13 protein-coding genes and 1 tRNA gene are annotated in these 18,432 nt (G+C 67.3%); 9 read left to right on the forward strand and 5 right to left on the reverse strand.

From position 1 onward, the window contains the following. Positions 1-17: 17 nt before the first annotated feature. A complete protein-coding gene (locus BMX96_RS13620) occupies positions 18-725 on the reverse strand; it encodes a hypothetical protein (protein WP_091845995.1) in 708 nt (235 codons plus the stop codon). 34 nt (positions 726-759) lie between these two features. Further along, positions 760-2,139, reverse strand: coding sequence for a 30S ribosomal protein S12 methylthiotransferase RimO (rimO, locus tag BMX96_RS13625; RefSeq protein ID WP_091845996.1), 1,380 nt, complete (start codon positions 2,137-2,139; stop codon positions 760-762). Positions 2,140-2,584: 445 nt separating this feature from the next. Between rimO and BMX96_RS13630 the strand changes: the two genes are divergently transcribed. The 5 genes from BMX96_RS13630 (at position 2,585) to BMX96_RS20080 (ending at position 10,741) form a co-directional block, all read left to right on the forward strand. Next, entirely contained in the window at positions 2,585-3,802 is a 1,218-nt protein-coding gene (locus BMX96_RS13630) for an HlyD family secretion protein (RefSeq protein WP_214606853.1), read from the forward strand. Next, positions 3,802-5,973 (forward strand): glycosyltransferase, encoded by a 2,172-nt coding sequence (locus BMX96_RS13635; protein WP_091845998.1) that lies wholly within the window; start codon positions 3,802-3,804, stop codon positions 5,971-5,973. The genes BMX96_RS13630 and BMX96_RS13635 overlap by 1 nt, the downstream gene beginning before the upstream one ends. 154 nt (positions 5,974-6,127) lie before the next feature. Then, positions 6,128-7,231 (forward strand): mechanosensitive ion channel family protein, encoded by a 1,104-nt coding sequence (locus tag BMX96_RS13640; protein ID WP_091845999.1) that lies wholly within the window; start codon positions 6,128-6,130, stop codon positions 7,229-7,231. Between the two features lie 418 nt (positions 7,232-7,649). Beyond that, the gene (locus tag BMX96_RS20075; RefSeq protein ID WP_269085886.1) at positions 7,650-8,777 is read left to right on the forward strand and encodes a calcium-binding protein; all 1,128 of its coding nucleotides are present in this window, start codon (positions 7,650-7,652) and stop codon (positions 8,775-8,777) included. Between the two features lie 107 nt (positions 8,778-8,884). Then, entirely contained in the window at positions 8,885-10,741 is a 1,857-nt protein-coding gene (locus BMX96_RS20080) for an ABC transporter substrate-binding protein (RefSeq protein ID WP_269085887.1), read from the forward strand. A 580-nt stretch (positions 10,742-11,321) separates the two neighbouring features. On the opposite strand, the gene BMX96_RS13655 is transcribed toward BMX96_RS20080, so the two are convergent. From BMX96_RS13655 to BMX96_RS13665, 3 genes are all read right to left on the reverse strand, one after another. After that, positions 11,322-11,398, reverse strand: a tRNA-Met gene (locus BMX96_RS13655). Positions 11,399-11,475: 77 nt separating this feature from the next. Further along, a complete protein-coding gene (locus BMX96_RS13660) occupies positions 11,476-13,998 on the reverse strand; it encodes an ABC transporter permease (protein WP_091846000.1) in 2,523 nt (840 codons plus the stop codon). 91 nt (positions 13,999-14,089) lie between these two features. Then, positions 14,090-14,782, reverse strand: a complete 693-nt coding sequence (locus tag BMX96_RS13665) for an ABC transporter ATP-binding protein (protein ID WP_073127922.1) — start codon at positions 14,780-14,782, stop codon at positions 14,090-14,092. Here BMX96_RS13665 and BMX96_RS13670 point away from each other — a divergent pair. The 4 genes from BMX96_RS13670 (at position 14,781) to BMX96_RS13685 (ending at position 18,421) form a co-directional block, all read left to right on the forward strand. Next, positions 14,781-15,479: an arylesterase gene (locus BMX96_RS13670; RefSeq protein ID WP_091846001.1), complete on the forward strand. Its 699-nt coding sequence runs from the start codon at positions 14,781-14,783 to the stop codon at positions 15,477-15,479. The genes BMX96_RS13665 and BMX96_RS13670 overlap by 2 nt on opposite strands. An 84-nt stretch (positions 15,480-15,563) precedes the next feature. Next, on the forward strand, positions 15,564-16,439 hold the full coding sequence (locus tag BMX96_RS13675; protein ID WP_091846002.1) for a LysR family transcriptional regulator: 876 nt from the start codon (positions 15,564-15,566) through the stop codon (positions 16,437-16,439). 96 nt (positions 16,440-16,535) lie between these two features. Continuing rightward, positions 16,536-17,393 carry a putative hydro-lyase gene (locus BMX96_RS13680; protein WP_091846003.1) on the forward strand — a complete coding sequence of 286 codons (858 nt, stop codon included), beginning with the start codon at positions 16,536-16,538 and terminating at the stop codon, positions 17,391-17,393. Continuing rightward, positions 17,390-18,421 carry a TRAP transporter substrate-binding protein gene (locus BMX96_RS13685; RefSeq protein ID WP_091846004.1) on the forward strand — a complete coding sequence of 344 codons (1,032 nt, stop codon included), beginning with the start codon at positions 17,390-17,392 and terminating at the stop codon, positions 18,419-18,421. The genes BMX96_RS13680 and BMX96_RS13685 overlap by 4 nt, the downstream gene beginning before the upstream one ends. The last annotated feature ends 11 nt before the right edge of the window (positions 18,422-18,432 follow it).

An 18,432-nucleotide genomic window follows, 5' to 3' on the forward strand; every position in this document is an offset into this window, starting at 1 on the left:
CCGGGCCTCGGGGGTCTTCAGCTTATCGAGAAGTCGTCGAAGAAATCATCGTCTCTTGAAGGTTCGAGCGCCTGTAGCAACAGGATCGCGGTGAATACGATCCCGAACAGAACGGCGGTGAAGACCGACATCCCGTCGGCAATCTCAAGAGAAAGGGGGCTTCTCAGGTCGAAGGAATGCGCCATGGCCACGCTGCCGACGGTGGTCAGGCCGCACAGGGCACCGGAGAGATCCAAGAGCGACCGTCCGGGCCAAGCTTGCGCCGTGTCGCCGATGAGTAGCGCCGCCAGTATCAACAATCCCGCGGTCAGGTAAGACATGTGGTCCGTGGGGGCCAGGGCAAAGGGCAGCATCCCGTCGTTACCGGCGTCGCTGGCGGCCAGGCGCACGCAAACATTCAGGGCGACCAGGAAAATGACGGCGGCGCAAACGCGCTGGGCCAGCGTTCGCAGATGAGCCCGGTCGCTCGTGGCTATCGGCAGCGAAAGGGCGAGCCCTAAGAACGAAAGCTGGGTGGTCGGGACCATGGCGGAATAATGCGTGGCGCCCCGAAACAGGACATCGTGTCCGTAGGCCCACCCGATGATCAGGCCGGAAACGCAGAAAACGATCACGATCAGCGCCAGCGCGGAGTGAGCGCGATGAAGAATGAAATGTGTCATCGACGACTTCACGTGACCAAAGGATTGAAACTTGCGAACAGGCCCGAAGTTTATCAGGGGCATTTAATAACTCAATCCATTTTGGGGTCGTATTGGCTTAGAGCCGCCTTGCCCAAAGGTCGTAGTCGCCGGCCTCGTCCACCTCGACCTCGACGAGCTGCCCCGCCGAGAGGTCCGCGAAGTTATCGTCGATATAGAGGTGCCCGTCGATCTCGGGCGCGTCGCCCATGGTCCGGCAGGTCGCCGCCTCTTCATCGACGCTGTCGACGATGACCTGCATCCGCTTGCCGACCTTGGCCTCCAGCCGTTCGGCCGAGATCGCTTGCGCCTTTTCCATGAACCGCTCCCACCGCTCCTGCTTGACCGGGTCGGGGACGTGGTCGGGCAGCGCGTTCGAGCGGGCGCCCTCGACATTCTCGTATTGAAAGCAGCCGACGCGATCCAGCTGCGCCTCGTCCAGCCAGTCGAGCAGGGTCTGGAATTCTTCCTCGGTCTCGCCGGGATAGCCGACGATGAAGGTCGAGCGCAGAGTGATGTCGGGGCAGTCGCGGCGCCAGGCGGCGATCTCGTCCAGCGTGCGCGCGGCCGCCGCGGGCCGCGCCATGCGCCTGAGCGTGTCGGGATGGGCGTGCTGGAACGGGATGTCCAGGTAGGGCAGCAGCCCCGAGGCCGGGTCGGCCATGTGCGGGATCAGCTCGCGCACATGGGGGTAGGGATAGACATAGTGCAGCCGCACCCAGGCCCCGAGCGTCCCGAGCTCGCGCGCCAGATCCAGGATCGGCGCCTTCACCTCGCGGTCCTTCCAGTCGGTGCCATAGGCGCTGGTGTCCTGGCTGATGACGAGCAACTCGCGCACGCCGGCCTCGACCAGCTTTTCCGCCTCGCGCATCACCGCTTTCGCGGGCCGCGATTGCAGCCGCCCGCGCATGTCGGGGATGATGCAGAACTTGCATTTGTGGTTACAGCCTTCCGAGATCTTCAGGTAGCTGTAGTGGTGCGGTGTCAGGCTGACGCCCCGGGCGGGCAGCAGGTCGACGAACGGGTCCGGGTCCGGCGGCACGGCGGCGTGCACGGCATCGAGCACCTGTTCGTATTGATGAGGCCCGGTCACGGCCAGCACGCGGGGATGGGCGCCGGTGATATAGTCGGGCTCGGCCCCCAGGCAGCCGGTGACGATGACGCGCCCGTTCTCGGTCAGCGCTTCGCCGATGGCGTCCAGGCTTTCGGCCTTGGCACTGTCGAGAAAGCCGCAGGTGTTCACGATCACCGCGTCGGCGCCCGAGTAGTCGGGCGAGATGCCGTAGCCTTCGGCCCGCAGGCGGGTCAGGATGCGCTCGCTGTCGACCAGCGCCTTGGGACAGCCGAGGCTGACCATGCCGATGGTGGGCTGTTTGCGGCCCGGCCGCACCGTGCCGAGGTCACGTTCGAGCCGGGGGTTCGACAGGTCGGGGCGAAGGTCGGGCGGGTTCTGTGCCATGGCCGCGCTATAGGCGCTTGGACGCCGTGAGGGAAGGGCCATGGGCGGGCAAGGGCGGCGATATCCGCCGTGATCGCGGCCGGTGTCGGCACGGTATGGCGATCATCGATCGACTGTCCGCTGGCTCGGGTTGTCCCCCTTTCGTCTGGCCCGGAGGCTGCCGGGGCAAACTCGGCTCTCTACCGGGTTGCGAACGGCGGCCCGGTTGCCGCGCGGACCTTGATTCCATCGTCCGGGCCAGGACATCGACGGCATTTGTAAGACGAATTTAGTAAATTCGCGCCAATATCTCGGCAAAGATGATATATCCCCATCACTTTGCCACAATTCGCGTCGAAAAGGTGGCGTTAACCTTAAGGAGGTTTGCGTCGTGTCGACCCGTATCCTCAGATTGTCCGCTGCAACGTTGCTACTTGCATCGGCCGCCGTCGCGATCGCGCCGCGGATGACGGGGCATATTTCGTCCTCGGCGGTGGTCAATGCGCCGATCATCGCGGTCTATGCACCCTTCGACGGGGTGATCGAGCAGGCATCGCCCAGTATCGCGCAGCCGGTCGCGGAGGGGGACACGCTGCTGGTGCTGAACAACCGCAGTCTGCGCGGGTCCGAACTTCGTGCGCTGCGCAGCTCTCTGGCCGCCGTTTCGGGCGAGATGTCGGGCCTGACCCAGCAATCGAACGCGCTGGAACGCCTGCGCAAGGAGCTCGAGGACCGCCGCGCCGCCACCGTCGATGCGCGCAAGCGGTGGTTCGTGCCTCGCCTGGACGAGGCGTGGGCCATGGTCCAGCACGCCGAAGCCACAGTGGAAGCGTCGAAGGCCCGGCTGGAGCGGCTCGAGAAGCTGTCCAAGAACGGCAGCGCCCCCCAACGCGAAGTGGACTCGGCCAGGACGGCCCTGCTCGAGGATCGCGCCACCCTGGCGAGCGCGACGGCCACGATGCGGCGGCTTCAGATCGAGCGTGATGCCCTGACCGGCGGATCGAACCTGGACCTCGAATCGAACGACCTCGAACAGATCGGCTATCGCCTGGACGAGATCGCGGTCCGCCAGGCCGACATCCAGGCCCGCCTGATCCAGCTGCGGGCCAGCCGCCAGGGCCTGCAATCTCAGATTGCAGGCCTGAGCATTGAGACCAAGAAACAGAACGCCTTCGTCCCGAAGGTCACCGCCGCCGGCGTGATCTGGGAAGTTTCGGCGCCCGAGGGGTCGTCGGTCAGCATCGGTGAGCCGCTGGCGCAGATCCTGGACTGCTCGCGCCGGTTCATGGAGGTCATCCTGCCGGAAGAAAGCTTCGAGACCATCGTTCCGGGCACCCCGGCACAGGTCAAATACAAGGGCGCCACCGAAAGCTTCACCGCGCGGGTGGCGGCCGTCTACGGTGCCAACACGCGGCCCAACCGCAACATGCAGGCCGCCGAGCCGCGGATCACGGTCGATCGCGGACTGCGCGTCATCGTGGGCATCGGAGCGGTCGATCCCTCCGACCCCAAGGTGTCCCGCGCCTTCTGCGAGGTCGGACGCTCGGCCGAGGTGCGGTTCGACCGCAAGAACACGATTCTCGACGCCGTGCGCGCCCTGGCGGGCCGGGTCGGCCTGCTGGACCAGCCGTTGGTGGCGGGCCTCGTCAATGACGGGACCGAAACGGACAGCCGGATCAACTGATGCTGCCCGACTATCTGGTCCCCCTCGCGCTGGTCTTCGGGACCGCCATGCTGCTGCCACGCAGCTGGCTCAGCGGGCGCACGCCGCGCAACATGGCGGTCGTCGCCCTTTTCCTGGCCGTTGCGGGCGTGGCGTGGCGCTACCTGCAATGGCGGCTGGGCGAAACGCTGCCCGAACCCGGCACGGCCATTGGCGAGCAGGTCTTCTTCTACACGGTCTTGGCGATCGAGCTGGCGGTCTGGGTCGAAACGGCGATCCTGTTCGCCATGTTGTCGCGGCGGCGCGACAACTCGGCCGCCGCCGATGCGGGCGAGGCGCGGCTGCGTGCCCTGGCGCCCGCCGACCATCCCACGGTCGACGTCTTCATCGCCACCTACAACGAAGATCTCGCCGTTCTGGAAAAGACCATCGTCGGCGCCACCTCGCTGGACTGGCCCGAAGACCGGTTGCGGGTCTGCGTTCTCGATGACGGCCAACGCGACTGGCTGCGGGACTACTGCGCGACCAAGGGCGTCGACTACCTGACGCGCGAGGGCAACGCCCATGCCAAGGCCGGCAACATCAATGCCGCCATCGCCCGGACCGACGGCGAGTTCTTCATGGTGCTCGACGCGGATTTCGTGCCGCAGCAGAACTTCCTCTACCGCGCGATGGGGCTGTTCGCGGACGACAACGTAGGGATCGTGCAGATCCCGCATTCGTTCTACAACGCCGACCCCATGCAGACGAATCTGGGGATGCGGGGGCAGATGCCCGACGACCAGCGGTTGTTCTTCGGCGAGATCATGGCCGGACGCGACGGCTGGAACGCGGCCTTCTGCTGCGGGTCGAACTCGATCACTCGGCGCAAGGCGATCGAGGCGGTGGGCGGCGGTCTGCCCTACGGCTCGATCACCGAGGACATGCTTCTGACGCTGGCGATGCTGCGCAAGGGGTACGTCACCCGTTACCTGAATGAACGGCTGGCGATCGGGCTGGCGCCGGAATCGCTGTCGGCGATGTACGTGCAGCGGGCGCGCTGGGCCCGCGGCGCGATGCAGATCCTGTTCCTGCGCGAAGGTCCGTTCGGCCCCGGGCTGAAGCTGCAACATCGCATCCTGTTCCTGCCGACGCACTGGCTGGTCCAGCCGCTGGTTGTGCTGGCGACTCTCGGGATGCCGGCCATCTGTCTTTGGACTGGCTGGTCACCGCTGCCGGGCGCGACCACGTCCGAGATCCTGTCGATCCAGCTGCCCGCCGTGGCCGCGACCATGCTGGCCCTGCGCCTGGTCGCACCGGGCAGCTATTTCCCCCTGGCCTCGACGGTGCACACCGCTTTGCAGACGCCGCGCACGTTGCCCACGGTGCTGACCACGCTGGTGCGCCCGCACGGGCACGCCTTCAAGGTGACGCCCAAGGGCAAGGCGGCCGGCAACGCGACCGACAGGCTGATGAGCCTTGCGCCCTCGGCGTTGGTCCTCGTCACCGCGATCGGCCTTTACCTGAATTCCGACATCAACACGCGCATCCTGGACACGGCGGACCAGTTGTCGCTGACGGCGGTATGGGCGGTCCTGGCGATGTTGGTCCTGTCGGTGGTGCAGGTGGTGGCCATGTCGCCCCCGGGCGAGATCGAGGAAGAGAAGTTCGCCGTCGATGTGCCCTGCATGTTCGGCACCCGCCCGGGCCAGCGGATCGCGGCCACCATCGCCCACCTGTCGGTGGACAGCGCGACGCTGCGGCTGGCCGATGCGACCGACATGCACCGCAACACGCGCTGGCTGCGGCTGGACATTCCCGAAGTCGGTGCGCTGAAGGCCTGGCTCCAGCGGGTGGACGGAAACGTGGCCCACGTGGCCTTCGACCTGCCCGAGGGCGAGCGGCGCGACCAGCTGATCCGCGCGCTGTTCACGACCGGGCTGGACAATTCCACCCAAACCCTCAGCGCCTTCCGGGTGGGTCTGGGCCTGCTGGCGCGGATCCTGCACACCGAACGGCGGGTCGAGACGCTGCCGCGCCCGAAGAACGCACCGCCCGCCTGGATCGAACTCGAGGTCGCGCGCGCGCCCATCCCGCCCGAGCTGCGGGATGTCATCATCCGCCCCGCCGCCGCTTGGACGCAGGTGGCCTGGATGCTGAACGGCATGACGCTGATCGACCCCGCGACGCTCGAAGGCAGCGTCGAGGCCTGACCGTCGATTTCTTGGAGCCCAAGTTCCCCGGGGCTGTTCAAAGGCTGCCGAAGAAACGTGCATGTCGGTCGAATGGGGCCGCATCTCGTCATAAACCTCCCCCGATCTCTCCCGGCATGGTTTTGCTGCGCTGCAGCGGGCCTACCTTTGCAAGATGACCTATTCAGAGCTTCTATCGACCGAGGCGGTGCAGCTGGCCCTCCTCGCGCTTGCCGTGATTTTCGCCCTGAGCGTCCACCGGCTGGTGTGGCGCATCGTGCTGCGTTTCATGTCCGGCCACGACGGCCTGATCTGGCGCACCGCGCGGCGGCTTCAGCGGCCGTTCCGGCTTGTCCTCGTGATCTTGGCGGTCGGCATCGCGCTGCCGCTGCTGGAGTTGCCGGGCCTGTGGGAACAGCGGCTCGAACACGGGGCGCGGGCGCTGCTGATCGTGTTCGTCGGCTGGTCGGCGTTGATCTTCACCGACGTGCTCACCGGACGGGCCATCTCGCGCACCTCTCTGAAAGAAGAGGACTACGGCGCGCGCACCACCGCCACACAGCTCAACGTGCTGCAGAAGGTCGCCAAGATCATGATCATCCTGCTTACCGCGGGGGTGGTTCTTTCGACGTTCGAGGGGGTGCGCAGCTTCGGTGTCTCGCTCTTCGCGTCGGCCGGTGCGGCGGGTCTCGTTCTGGGCTTTGCCGCGCGGCCTGTGCTGGCTAACCTGATCGCGGGGATCCAGATCGCGCTTACCCAGCCGATCCGCCTGAACGACGTGGTCATCGTCGAGGACGAGTGGGGCTGGATCGAGGAGATCCGCGCGACCTACGTCGTGATCCGCATCTGGGACTTGCGGCGCATGGTCGTGCCGCTCGCCCATTTCATCGAGAAGCCGTTCCAGAACTGGACACGCGAGTCGAGCCAGATCATCGGCGGCACAACCTGGCACCTGGACTACACGGCGCCCGTGCCGGAGATGCGAAAGAAGCTGCGCGAGATCTGCGAACAATCCGAGTATTTCGACGGCAAGGTCTGTGTCCTGCAAGTGATCGACACGTCGCAGGACACCATCGAGATCCGCGCGCTGATGAGTGCCCGCAACTCGCCCCGCGCGTGGGAGCTGCGCTGCGAGGTCCGTGAGAAGATGATCGACTGGCTGCAACGGGCCCATCCCCACGCCCTGCCGCGGCGTCGGGCCGAGGTTACGGGCCCCGTCGAGACGCGGATGGCGCGACCCGCGCCCGCGGCGAACGAAGCCCGGGCGAAATCGGCCTGACACATCGGGTTATGCTCACCCGAGAGGTCCGGCGCTGCCGATCCGCCTTGTTGTCGGACATCTGCTCGTGCCGTTGACCGGCGACCTGCCTGTCCGTCGTGGGATCCGGATGCGCGGCCCTGTCCATGGCACGATGCAGCATTGACCCGCGGCCAACCGGAGGATCGCGTGCACCGTCTGGGCCGTCCGTCCGAGTTTGACTCGCGCGAGATGAACGGCCTACGCTTCTGACCGGGGAAGGACATGCTGCCGATCAATCCGAGCCATTCGAGACGCTCATAGCGATTTCAGCATCACTTTTATTATAGGTTTTTTGGGGGAAACCGTAATGCCGTATATCACAGTCAACGGGTCACGCCTCGGCTTGGCCGGCGGGACCAGTCTGACGGACATCGGGGGCAGCGCCCTTTCCGTGGCCATGCCCGACGACCAGACGACGTTGAGTTACACCATCGTCAGCGCCGGTGACGGTGGCGCCCTGCAGAACGCCCTTCCCGAAGTCGAGATCGAAATCAGGGCTTTCGAGGCGAGCGTTGGTTTCGTGAACGGCGTCGACGTCTTTCCTGACGATGGACGCTACACGACTCATATCGGTCAGGTCGATTGGGGACAGGGCCTTTCGAGCACCGTTCTCCAGTTCCAGGCCGATAACGGTTTCCAGAGCGACAATCTCTTTTTCGTTCTTGCCGGAGACCCGTTTCCCGGATTCTCCACGCTCAACATCGATGCATTCGTCGCATCGATAATCTCGGTCAGCGCAGCCAGTGGTGCTTACGGACCCGGACAGCCCATTGACCTGTCCGAAGCTCCGAACACGTTCATACGCGACCTGCCAGCGGAGTTTCTGCCGCGCGAGTTGACGGGTGGCGCAGCGGGTGAGCTGATGGAGGGCGGCGTCGCAGATGATTTCATCGACGGCGGGGCGGGGAACGACACGCTGCGCGGGCTGGACGGGGCCGATACGCTGATCGGCGGCGCGGGCGACGACCTGATCGAAGGCGGCGCGACGGCGGCCGACCTGCGCGACGTGGTCTACGGCGGCGACGGCGATGACATCATCGACGGCGGCTACGGCAATGACGAGCTGCGCGGCGATGCCGGCAACGACGATATCGCCGGCGGCTTCGGCGCGGACACGGTCATCGGCGGGACTGGCGACGACACGCTGACCGGCAGCGCCTTCGGCGACGAGATCTTCGGCGGCGACGGGTTCGACTTCATCAATGGCGGGTTCGGCAGCGACCGGGTCAATGGCGGGGTTGGCGGCGACCGGTTCTTTCACCTCGGGATCGCGGATCACGGCAACGACTGGATCCAGGACTACGACGCGTCCCAAGGCGACGTCCTGGTCTATGGCGGCAGCGCCACGCGCAGCCAGTTCCAGGTGAACGTCACCACGACGCCCACCGCCGGGGCGGACGGCGTGCAGGAAGCCTTCGTGATCTACCGGCCCACGGGCCAGATCCTCTGGGCGCTGGTGGATGGTGACGGGCAGGACGCCATCAACCTGAGCCTCGGCGGGCAGGTCTTCGACCTGACGGTGTGACCCATCTGCTTGGACGGCACGACCGGAACTTTGTCTCGACAGGTGCTCACGTCGAATCCTGTTTCTGAGGCACTTGGAAGCTCAACCATCAGGAGGATACACGAATAATGCCCGATCACGAAGTAAGGCTCGGAGTCCTTCTGGGCTTCACAGGTCCGATTGAGTCTCTGGCAGAGGCCATGTCGGAGGCAGCGCAGCTTGCCATGCGCGAAGTCTCCGAAAGCGGTGCATTCCTCGATGGCCATGCTGTCACGCCCGTCTTGGCCGATTCCACCTGCATCGACGCGGCCGCTGCAATCGCGGCAGCGCAGCGACTCGTTGCCAGTGAAGGCGTTCAAGGTCTGGTCGGTCCCAATTGCTCGGGCGTGACGCAGGCCGTTCTGCAGAATGTCGCCGTCCCTTCCGGAATGGCGATGATTTCGCCGTCTGCCACGGCCGTCGCTTTGTCGCAGGAGCCTGACGACGGCTTGTTCTTCCGAACAGCAGTGCAGGAGGATCGTCAGGCCATTCTCCTGAGTGACCAGCTAATCGCTGAAGGCGTCCGCTCCGTGGCGCTGACACGCACCGACAACAGTTACGGTCAGACCTACGCCGATGCCTTTCGCGCGGCCTTCGAAGCGGCGGGCGGCACCGTAACCATCTCCCAGGTCCACCAGAACGGGCGCCTGGATTATGGGCTCGAGGCGGCGGCCCTGTCTCAGGCGGGCGGCGAACGCCTGGTGATCATCGGCTACCCGGAACGTGGCGACGGTGGGTCTGGAATTCTCGAAGCGGTGCTAAGCGCCGGGAGCTTTGCTCAGGGTGTCGTGGTATCCGACAGCATGCTCACCTCTGCCCTGACCGACCGGTTCGGGGTGGCGGCCGATGGGGTTCGCGGTCTGGTTCCCGACACGCCGGATCTGCTCGTGTCCCGCTTCGCGGACGCGGTGGGCGGTGCTTTTGATCCCGCAGCACCCTTTGCCGCCGAGACCTATGATGCAACGGCGCTGATCCTGTTGGCCATGCAGTCGGCGGGATCATCCGATCCGGCGATCTACGCCGATTTCGTCGCTGATGTGGCCAGCGGACCGGGCATACCGATCTACGCAGGTGAGCTCGCGCTCGGCCTTCGGCTTATCGCCGAGGGGCGAGCGATCAATTATCAAGGGGCCTCCGGCGTTGATTTGACGGACACCGGTGACGCGCTGGGGGCCTACCGCCTCGTCGAGATTGCGGGCGGCGCCATCGTAGAGGGACCGCTTCTGGACGGCGCTGGCACCGAATCGGATGAACGGCTTGCGGGCACTGGAGCAGCCGACTTCCTGCGCGGCGGGGAGGGGAACGACACGCTGGATGGCGAGGGCGGAGATGACACCCTCGAGGGCGGCGACGGATCCGACGTGCTGATCGGCGGCGCGGGCAACGACACGATCCTGGGCGGCGCGACGGCGGCCGACCTGCGCGACGTGGTCTACGGCGGCGACGGCGATGACATCATCGACGGCGGCTACGGCAATGACGAGCTGCGCGGCGATGCCGGCAACGACGATATCGCCGGCGGCTTCGGCGCGGACACGGTCATCGGCGGGACTGGCGACGACACGCTGACCGGCAGCGCCTTCGGCGACGAGATCTTCGGCGGCGACGGGTTCGACTTCATCAACGGCGGGTTCGGCAGCGACCGGGTCAATGGCGGGGCCGGCGGCGACAGGTTTTTCCACCTCGGCATCGCGGATCACGGCAACGACTGGATCCAGGACTATTCCAGCGCGGAGGGCGACGTCCTGGTCTATGGCGGTTCGGCCACGCGCGACCAGTTCCAGGTGAACGTGACGAACACCGCCAATGCCGGGGCGGACGGTGTGGACGAGGCCTTCGTGATCTACCGGCCCACGGGCCAGATCCTCTGGGCGCTGGTGGACGGTGACGGGCAGGACGCCATCAACCTGAGCCTCGGCGGGCAGGTCTTCGACCTGACGGTGTGAGATAACAGCATCACTGATTTCTGCGGTCCGGCCCCTTCGTCATCCAGGGCTTGCCTCGCTCTTGGGGGCGAGGATTTCGGCATGCGTGCACGGTCGTTCGGAGCAGCCTTTACAATCTATCCGACGTGTTGTCGGTCGGGTTGGACGCGCGGCGGTTGCAGATTCGCTGCCGGTGCCCAGCATTTGAACCAACCCGCTTGGCCGGACCCCACTGCGACGCAGCCCAGGCTGCATTCGCCGGCGGATCATTTTGGCGACCGGCGTTGCGTATTGCTCAATGAGACCTTCCGGTCAGGACCCAAGCTTTTCGCGTGCACAAAGAAGTGGGGCGGCAGCCGGACAGTCCGGATCGACCGTCCGCCGCCTGCTGCATCCGCAAATGCGGCAGGTCGATATTGCACGCGGCCCATTCACCCGAAAGCGCCAGTGCCGGACGCGTGCGGGTCCTATCCGCTCGAGTGAGACCATGGATTGAGATCAAGAACGCGGGGCGCTGGATGGAATGCACCGAACGGTCTCGGTCGCAATGATAGGGCGACAGCTCTTTCCAAAGAATTCCAGGAATCACTGGGGAGGTGGATGGTAGCGTGAGGCGGACTTGAACCGCCGACCCCAGCATTATGAGTGCTGTGCTCTAACCAGCTGAGCTATCACGCCATACCGCGGCTGCGTTTAGTCCCGCCCGGACGGGGTGTCAACACGCTTCTCCCCGCATCCTACCGGGGTCGCGCGGGTCATTCCTGCCCGCGCAAGACCTGCGCCGGACGGGCCGAAAGCGGTGGCCAGGCAAAGCCCAGACCGGCCAGCAGGGTGCCCAGAACGCCCCCGCCGACGATCAGCAGGGCCGAGCCCGTGGAGAACACGAAATCGGTCTCCATCACGAAGCGGCTGACGGCCCAGCCGGCCACGCCGCCGGCGGCCACGGCCACGATCCCCGCCGCCAGGCCCAGCATGGCCCACCGCAGCGCGAAGCTGCGCAGGATCAGCGCGCGGCCCGCGCCCAGTGTCTTCAGCACCGACGCCTCGTAGACCCGCGCGCGCGTACCCGCCGCCGCCGCGCCAAGCAGGACGACGCCACCGGTCACCAGCGTCGCCGCCGCGCCATAGGTGACGGCCGCCGCGATCCCGGCCAGGATGTCGGTTACCCGATCGATCGCGTCGCGCACCCGGATCGCGGTGATGTTCGGGTAGGCGTCGGCCAGATCGCGCAGGATCGCGGCCTCGGCGTCGGGCTCGGCGTAGATGGTCGAGATGAAGGTATGCGGCGCGCCCCGCAGCGCGCCGGGGTTCATCGCCAGCACGAAGCCGATCCCGGCCGTCGAGAAATCCACCTCGCGGAACGACGTGATCTCGCCCTCGATATCGCGGCCCAGGATGTTCAGGGTCAGCCGGTCGCCCAGCGACAGGCCCAGCTCCTCGGCCTCCTCGGCGGCGAAGCTGATCTGGTTCTCGCCCTGGTAATCGGCGGGCCACCATTCGCCCGCGGTGATCACGGTGTCCTCGGGCGGGCGGTCGGAATAGGTCACGCCCCGGTCGCCGCGCAGCACCCAGTGCTCGCCCGCCACCTCGGTCGCGTCCTGCCCGTTGATCTCGGTGATGATGCCCCGCAGCATCGGCGCCGTCCGGACCTTCTCGACGCCTGGGTCGCTATCCAGCCTCTCGCGGAATCCCTCGATCTGGGCGGGCTGGATATCGACCATGAAATAGCTGGGCGCCACGTCGGGCAGATCACGCGCGATGGCGCCGCGCAGGTTGGTGTCGATCTGGCCCACGGCCGCCAGCACCGTCAGCCCGAGACCCAGCGACAGGACCACGGCCGTCGCCTCGCCCCCCGGACCGCCCACGGCGCCCAGGGCCAGCCGAAGGGCAGGGCGCCCCCTGACGGCGCGCTTGCGGGACAGGGACCGGCCCAGCAGCCGGGCCAGCGCGGCGACACCCACCAGCGCGGCGAAGGCGGCGGCCAGGCCGGCGGCGGCATAGAGGCTCAGCTGCGGCAGCCCCGACAGGGCCGCGGCCGCGCCCACCAGCAGCGCCAGCAGCACGGCGCTGGCGGCGATGAAGGCGGGCCGCGGCAGACCGGCGGGCATGCCGCCCGTGGCGCGGAACAGGCTGGCCGCGCGAATGCCTTGCGCCTTGGCCAGCGGCCAAAGGGTGAACAGCGCGGCGGCCAGCGTGCCGTAGAGGGCGGCCTCGGCCAAGGGGCGCCAGTAGATGCCGATATTGGCGGGCACCGGCAGCCGATCGGCGATCACCGGGGCGAAAAGCAGCGGCAGGCCCGCGCCCAGCACCAGCCCGATCAGCAGGCCCAGGCCTGTCAGCACCGCGATCTGCAACGCGTAAATCGCGAAGATCGTCCCGCCACTCGCCCCGAGCGTCTTAAGCGTCGCGATGGTGGCGGTCTTCTCGACCATGTGCGCGCGCACCGCCGAGGCGACGCCGACGCCGCCTACCGCGAGGCCCGCAAGCCCGACCAGCACCAGGAAGGATGACAGCCGATCGACGAAGCGCTGCACCCCGGGCGCGCCGTTGCGCCGATCGCGCCAGCGATAGCCGGCCTCGGGCAGCGCCGCGTCCAGACGGGCCTCGGCGCGATCCAGGTCGGTCTCGGGCGGCAGGGCCAGCCGATACTCGGTCTCGAACAGGCTGCCCTCGGTCAGCAGCCCGGCGCCGTCCAGCGCCTCGGTCCGCAGCAGGGTGCGCGGCCCCAGTCCGAAGCCGCCGCCGGCGCTGTCGGGCTCGGTCTCGATGGCGGCGCTCAGCCGGAACGTCTTGGTGCCGAGACGGAATTCATCGCCCACCGAAAGGCCCAGCCGGTCGATCAGCACCCGGTCCATGGCCGCGCCCGGCACCTCGCCCAGGGCCAGCGCCTCGTCCAGCGGCATGGCGGGGTCCAGCACCACCGAGCCGTAAAGCGGGTAGGCCTCGTCCACGCCCTTGATCTCGGTCAGGCCGCGGCGCGTGTCGTCGCCCTGGCCGACCACCGCCATGGAGCGGAATTCGACGATTTCGGACACCCGGCCGAGATCTTCCAGCGCGGCGCGCTCGGCGTCCTCGGCGAAGCGGTAGGTGAACTCGACCGAGGCGTCGCCCCCCAGGATGCGCGCGCCCTCGCGGCTCAGCCCGTCGGAAATCGCCTCGCGCACCGATCCCACCGCCGCGATGGCGGCGATGCCCAGCGCCAGGCAGGCCAGGAACACGCGGAAACCCTTCAGCCCGCCGCGCAGCTCCCGCCGTGCGATCGTCCAGGCAACGCTCATCGCGGCGCCCCCGGCTTCATCTTTCCGAAAATACCTCCGGGGGAGTCCGCGCAGCGGACGGGGGCGGCGCCCCCAGAAACGGTGCCGGCCATCATTCCGCCGCCTCGCGGGCGGGCCCTTCCAGGCGTCCGTCCCGCAGCCGGATGGTGCGGTCGCATTTCGCGGCCAGCGCGGGGTCGTGGGTCACCAGCACCAGCGTTGCGCCCCGTTCGGCGTTCAGGCCGAACAGCAGGTCGACGATGGCCTGCCCCGTGGGGCCGTCCAGGTTTCCTGTGGGCTCGTCGGCCAGCAGGATGGCGGGGCGCGGCGCGGCGGCGCGGGCCAGCGCCACGCGCTGCTGCTCGCCGCCCGACATCTGCGAAGGATAGTGATCCAGCCGGTGCGACAGGCCCACGCGGTCCAGCTCGGCCGCGGCGCGGTCGAAGGCATCCGACGCGCCCGCCAGCTCCAGCGGGGTCGCCACGTTTTCCAGCGCGGTCATCGTCGGGATCAGGTGGAAGGATTGGAACACCACCCCCATATGGTCCCTGCGGAACCGCGCCAACGCGTCCTCGCCCATGGCGGTCAGGTCGCGGCCCAGCGCGGTGACGCTGCCGCCCGTGGCCCGTTCGAGCCCGCCCATCACCATGAGGAGAGACGATTTGCCCGACCCCGAAGGCCCCACCAGCCCGACCGTTTCCCCGGCCGCGACCTCCAGCGTGATGCCATGCAGGATGTCGACCCGCCCCGCGTTGCCGTCGAGGCTGAGCGCGGTGTCGGTCAGTCTGAGAACCGGGTCTGGCATGGCGGTGTCCTTGTTGCGTAGGGCGGCATATGGGGTGCGGGGCGCGCTTTCCAAGGCGGCGCTTTGCCTCGCTCTGGCCGTGCCCGCGGCGGCGCAGGAGGGTAATCCGGTGGTGATCGCCGCGCTGGGCGATTCACTGACGCAGGGCTATGGCCTATCGCAGGACGAGGGCTTTGTCCCGCAGCTCGAGGCGTGGCTGGCGGAACGGGGCGTCGCGGCGCGGCTCATCAACGCGGGCGTGTCGGGTGACACGACCGCGGGCGGGCTGTCGCGGGTGGACTGGACCCTGGGCGACGAGGTCGACGCCATGATTGTCGCGCTGGGCGGAAACGACATGTTGCGCGGCATCGACCCGGCCACCAGCCGCGCGAACCTGGACGGCATCCTGGCGCGGGCCGAAGAGGCGGGGGTCGAGGTCCTGCTGGTCGGCATGTCGGCGCCGGGCAACTACGGCCCCGACTACAAGGCGGCATTCGACGGGATGTATCCCGAACTGTCTGAGCGCTATGGCACGCTTTACGCCGACGATTTCCTGGGCGCGCTGGCCGACCTGCCGGACCGGCGGCAGGCCATGGCGGATTACATGCAACCCGATGGCATTCATCCCAACGCCGACGGGGTGAGCCTGATCGTCGAAGACCTCGGTCCCGAGGTGGCGGCACTGGTGGAGCGCGTTCGCGATGGAGGCGGCGACTAGCGTCCGGTCGCGCCCGGCACGGGCGGGCCGCTTACGGGTCTTGGCTTGGCGCGTCGGGCCGTGCAAACCTGACGCGGGCGGCGCATGAAAAACCTGAACCTCGACCAGCTTCGGACCTTTCTCTTCGTGGTCAACCACGGCGGGGTGAACCGTGCGGCCAAGCTTCTGAACCTGTCGCAGCCCGCCGTCACCGCGCGGATCAAGGGGCTGGAGCGGACGCTGGGCAAGGCGCTGTTCCAGCGCACGCCCACCGGGCTGCGCCCCACCCGCGATGGCGAGATCCTGTTTCGCCACGCCGAGCGGTTCGAGCACCTGGCGTCGCTGGTCGAGCGCGACATCGTCGATCCGCGCACGCATGAGGGCTACCTCAGGATCGGCGCGTCCGAGACCGTGACCCAGACCTGGCTGCCCGACCTGGTGTCGCGCCTGCATCGCGACTATCCCGCGCTGATGGTCGAGATCACGGTGGACATCTCGCCCGACCTGCGCCGGTCGCTGCTGGAGCGCGAGATTGACCTGGCCTTCCTGCTCGGCCCCATCTCGGAGCCCAGCGTCGACAACATCGCGCTGCCGGCCTTCGACCTGGCATGGTACGTGGCGGCGGACGCGGTGCCGCCGAACGGCGACCCGGCGTCCCACCTGACCCGCCCCGTCATCACGTACCTCCGCCAGACGCGCCCCTTCCGCGAACTGCGCGCGACGCTGATCGACCTCGTCGGCCCCGGGGTGCGGATCTTTACCTCGTCCTCGCTTTCGGCCTGTTTCAGGCTGGTCGAGGCGGGACTGGGCGTCGCGGCGCTGCCCCGCGCCATGGGCGCGCCCTATGTCGCGTCCGGCACCATCGTCGAGTTCGACCCGGGCTGGCATCCCGCGCCGCTGCAATTCACCGCGTCTTGGGTGGCCGAGCCGCCCGACCCGCTGGCCGCCATGGTGGCGCGATTGGCCCTAGAGGTCGCCTGAGGGGGTATAAAATTCCTCGATAGGCTGGGCCAAATTCATTCGATTTGATTTGATATCCGATCCTCGCAACACTCGATCCCGAGAGTGGAGGGTCCAATGCTCAACACCTATCAGGATCTCAGGCGGGCCACGCTGGCGGATGTGCGGGCCGAAATCCGCGCCGGTCGCTATGCCAAGCACACGGCCGGCCTTGGCGCCGGCTACCTTCAGGCTAACCTGGCGATCATGCGCGAAGCCGCGGCGCTGGATTTCATGCGCTACTGCCAGCGCAATCCCAAGCCCTGCCCGCTGGTGGGTGTCAGCGATACCGGCAACCCGATGATGACGACGCTGGGCGATGTCGACATCCGCACCGACGTTCCCGCCTACAATATTTATCGCGACGGCAAGCTGGCCGGGACGGCCACCGACATCGTGGACCTGTGGGAAGACGACTTCGTAGCCTTCGCGCTGGGCTGTTCCTTCACCTTCGAAACGGCGCTGATCGACGCGGGCATCCCGCTTTGGCACATCGACAACGATACGACGGTTCCGATGTATCGCTCGGGGATCGAGACGGTGCCTGCCGGGCCGTTCGGCGGCCGCATGGTCGTGTCGATGCGCGCCATCGACGCCGATCAGGTCGACCGGGCCCGCGATATCGCCGCCCGCTTTCCGCTGGCCCACGGCAAACCCGTCCATCACGGCCCGCCCGAGGAGATCGGCATAAAGGATGTGTCGCGTCCCGATTGGGGCGATCCTGCGCCGGTTCCGAAGGGACAGGTGCCCGTCTTCTGGGCCTGCGGGGTGACGCCCCAGGTCGCGCTGGAACGCGCCGGGCTGGACCTGTGCATCACCCACAAGCCCGGTCACATGCTGATCACCGACGTGGCCGAGGACGCCGAGGTTCCGGTGCTGGGCAACGGCACCCCCGCAATCAAGACCACCGAAAGCCAAACAGGGAGCAATCCATGAAACTTGCACTTACCCTCGCCGCCACCACCGCGCTCGCGGCGCCGGCCCTTGCCGAGAACCTGAACGTCGTCGGCAGCTGGTCGAGCCTGCCGCTTCACCAGCAATACGAGGCGCCGTTCTGGTCCGAGACCCTGCCCGAGGCATCGGGTGGCGATATCGAGGTGGCGCTGACCACCCATGACCAGATGGGCCTTGGCGTGGGCGACGTCTATCGCCTGCTGGGGCAGGGCGTCTACGACGTGGCCATGACCGTGGCCGATTACGCCGTGGCCGACGCGCCCGAACTGGAAGGGCTGGACGTGCCGCTGGTCGCCACCGACGCCAGCACCGCGCGCGAAATGGTGGAGGCAGCGCGCCCGATGGTCGACGACATCTATGCCGACCGCTTCAACTCCAAGGTCCTCGCCATCGCGCCCTATCCGCCGCAGGTCGTGTTCTGCAACGCCGAGATCGGAAGCCTGGAAGATCTCGAAGGGCTGAAGGTCCGCGCGTCGGGCCGCATGACCGCGAAATTCCTCGAGGCGCTTGGCGCCGAGGGCATCAACGTGGCCTTTTCCGAGGTGCCGGGCGCGCTTCAGAAGGGCGTCGTCGACTGCGCCGTGACCGGTGCCGGCTCGGGCTATTCCGCCGGCTGGTGGGAGGTCTCGACCCACCTGATGCCGATCCCCCTGGGCGGCTGGGACTCGGTCGTCACCGCGATGAACATGGACAAGTGGAACAGTCTCGACGCCGAGATGCAGGAGCTGATCCAGACCCAGATCAAGACCGAGTTCGAGGATCCCGCCTGGGAAAGCGCGCAGGACGCGCTGGTGAATGACATCGCCTGCCTGACCGGCAACGGCGAATGCCCCTATGGCGACGCGCGCGACATGACCCTGGTCGAGGCCAGCGAGACCGACATCGCGAACGCCGAGGAGATCCTGATCAGCGAAGTGCTGCCGGAATGGTCCGAGCGGGCCGGCGACGACTGGGCCCAGCGCTGGAACGCCAGCGTCGGCGAGGTCGTCGGCGTGCAGATCGCCCAGTAACCGCATCCGCG

It is taken from the genome of Palleronia pelagia (genome assembly GCF_900110115.1).
Classification (GTDB): Bacteria; Pseudomonadota; Alphaproteobacteria; order Rhodobacterales; family Rhodobacteraceae; genus Palleronia; species Palleronia pelagia.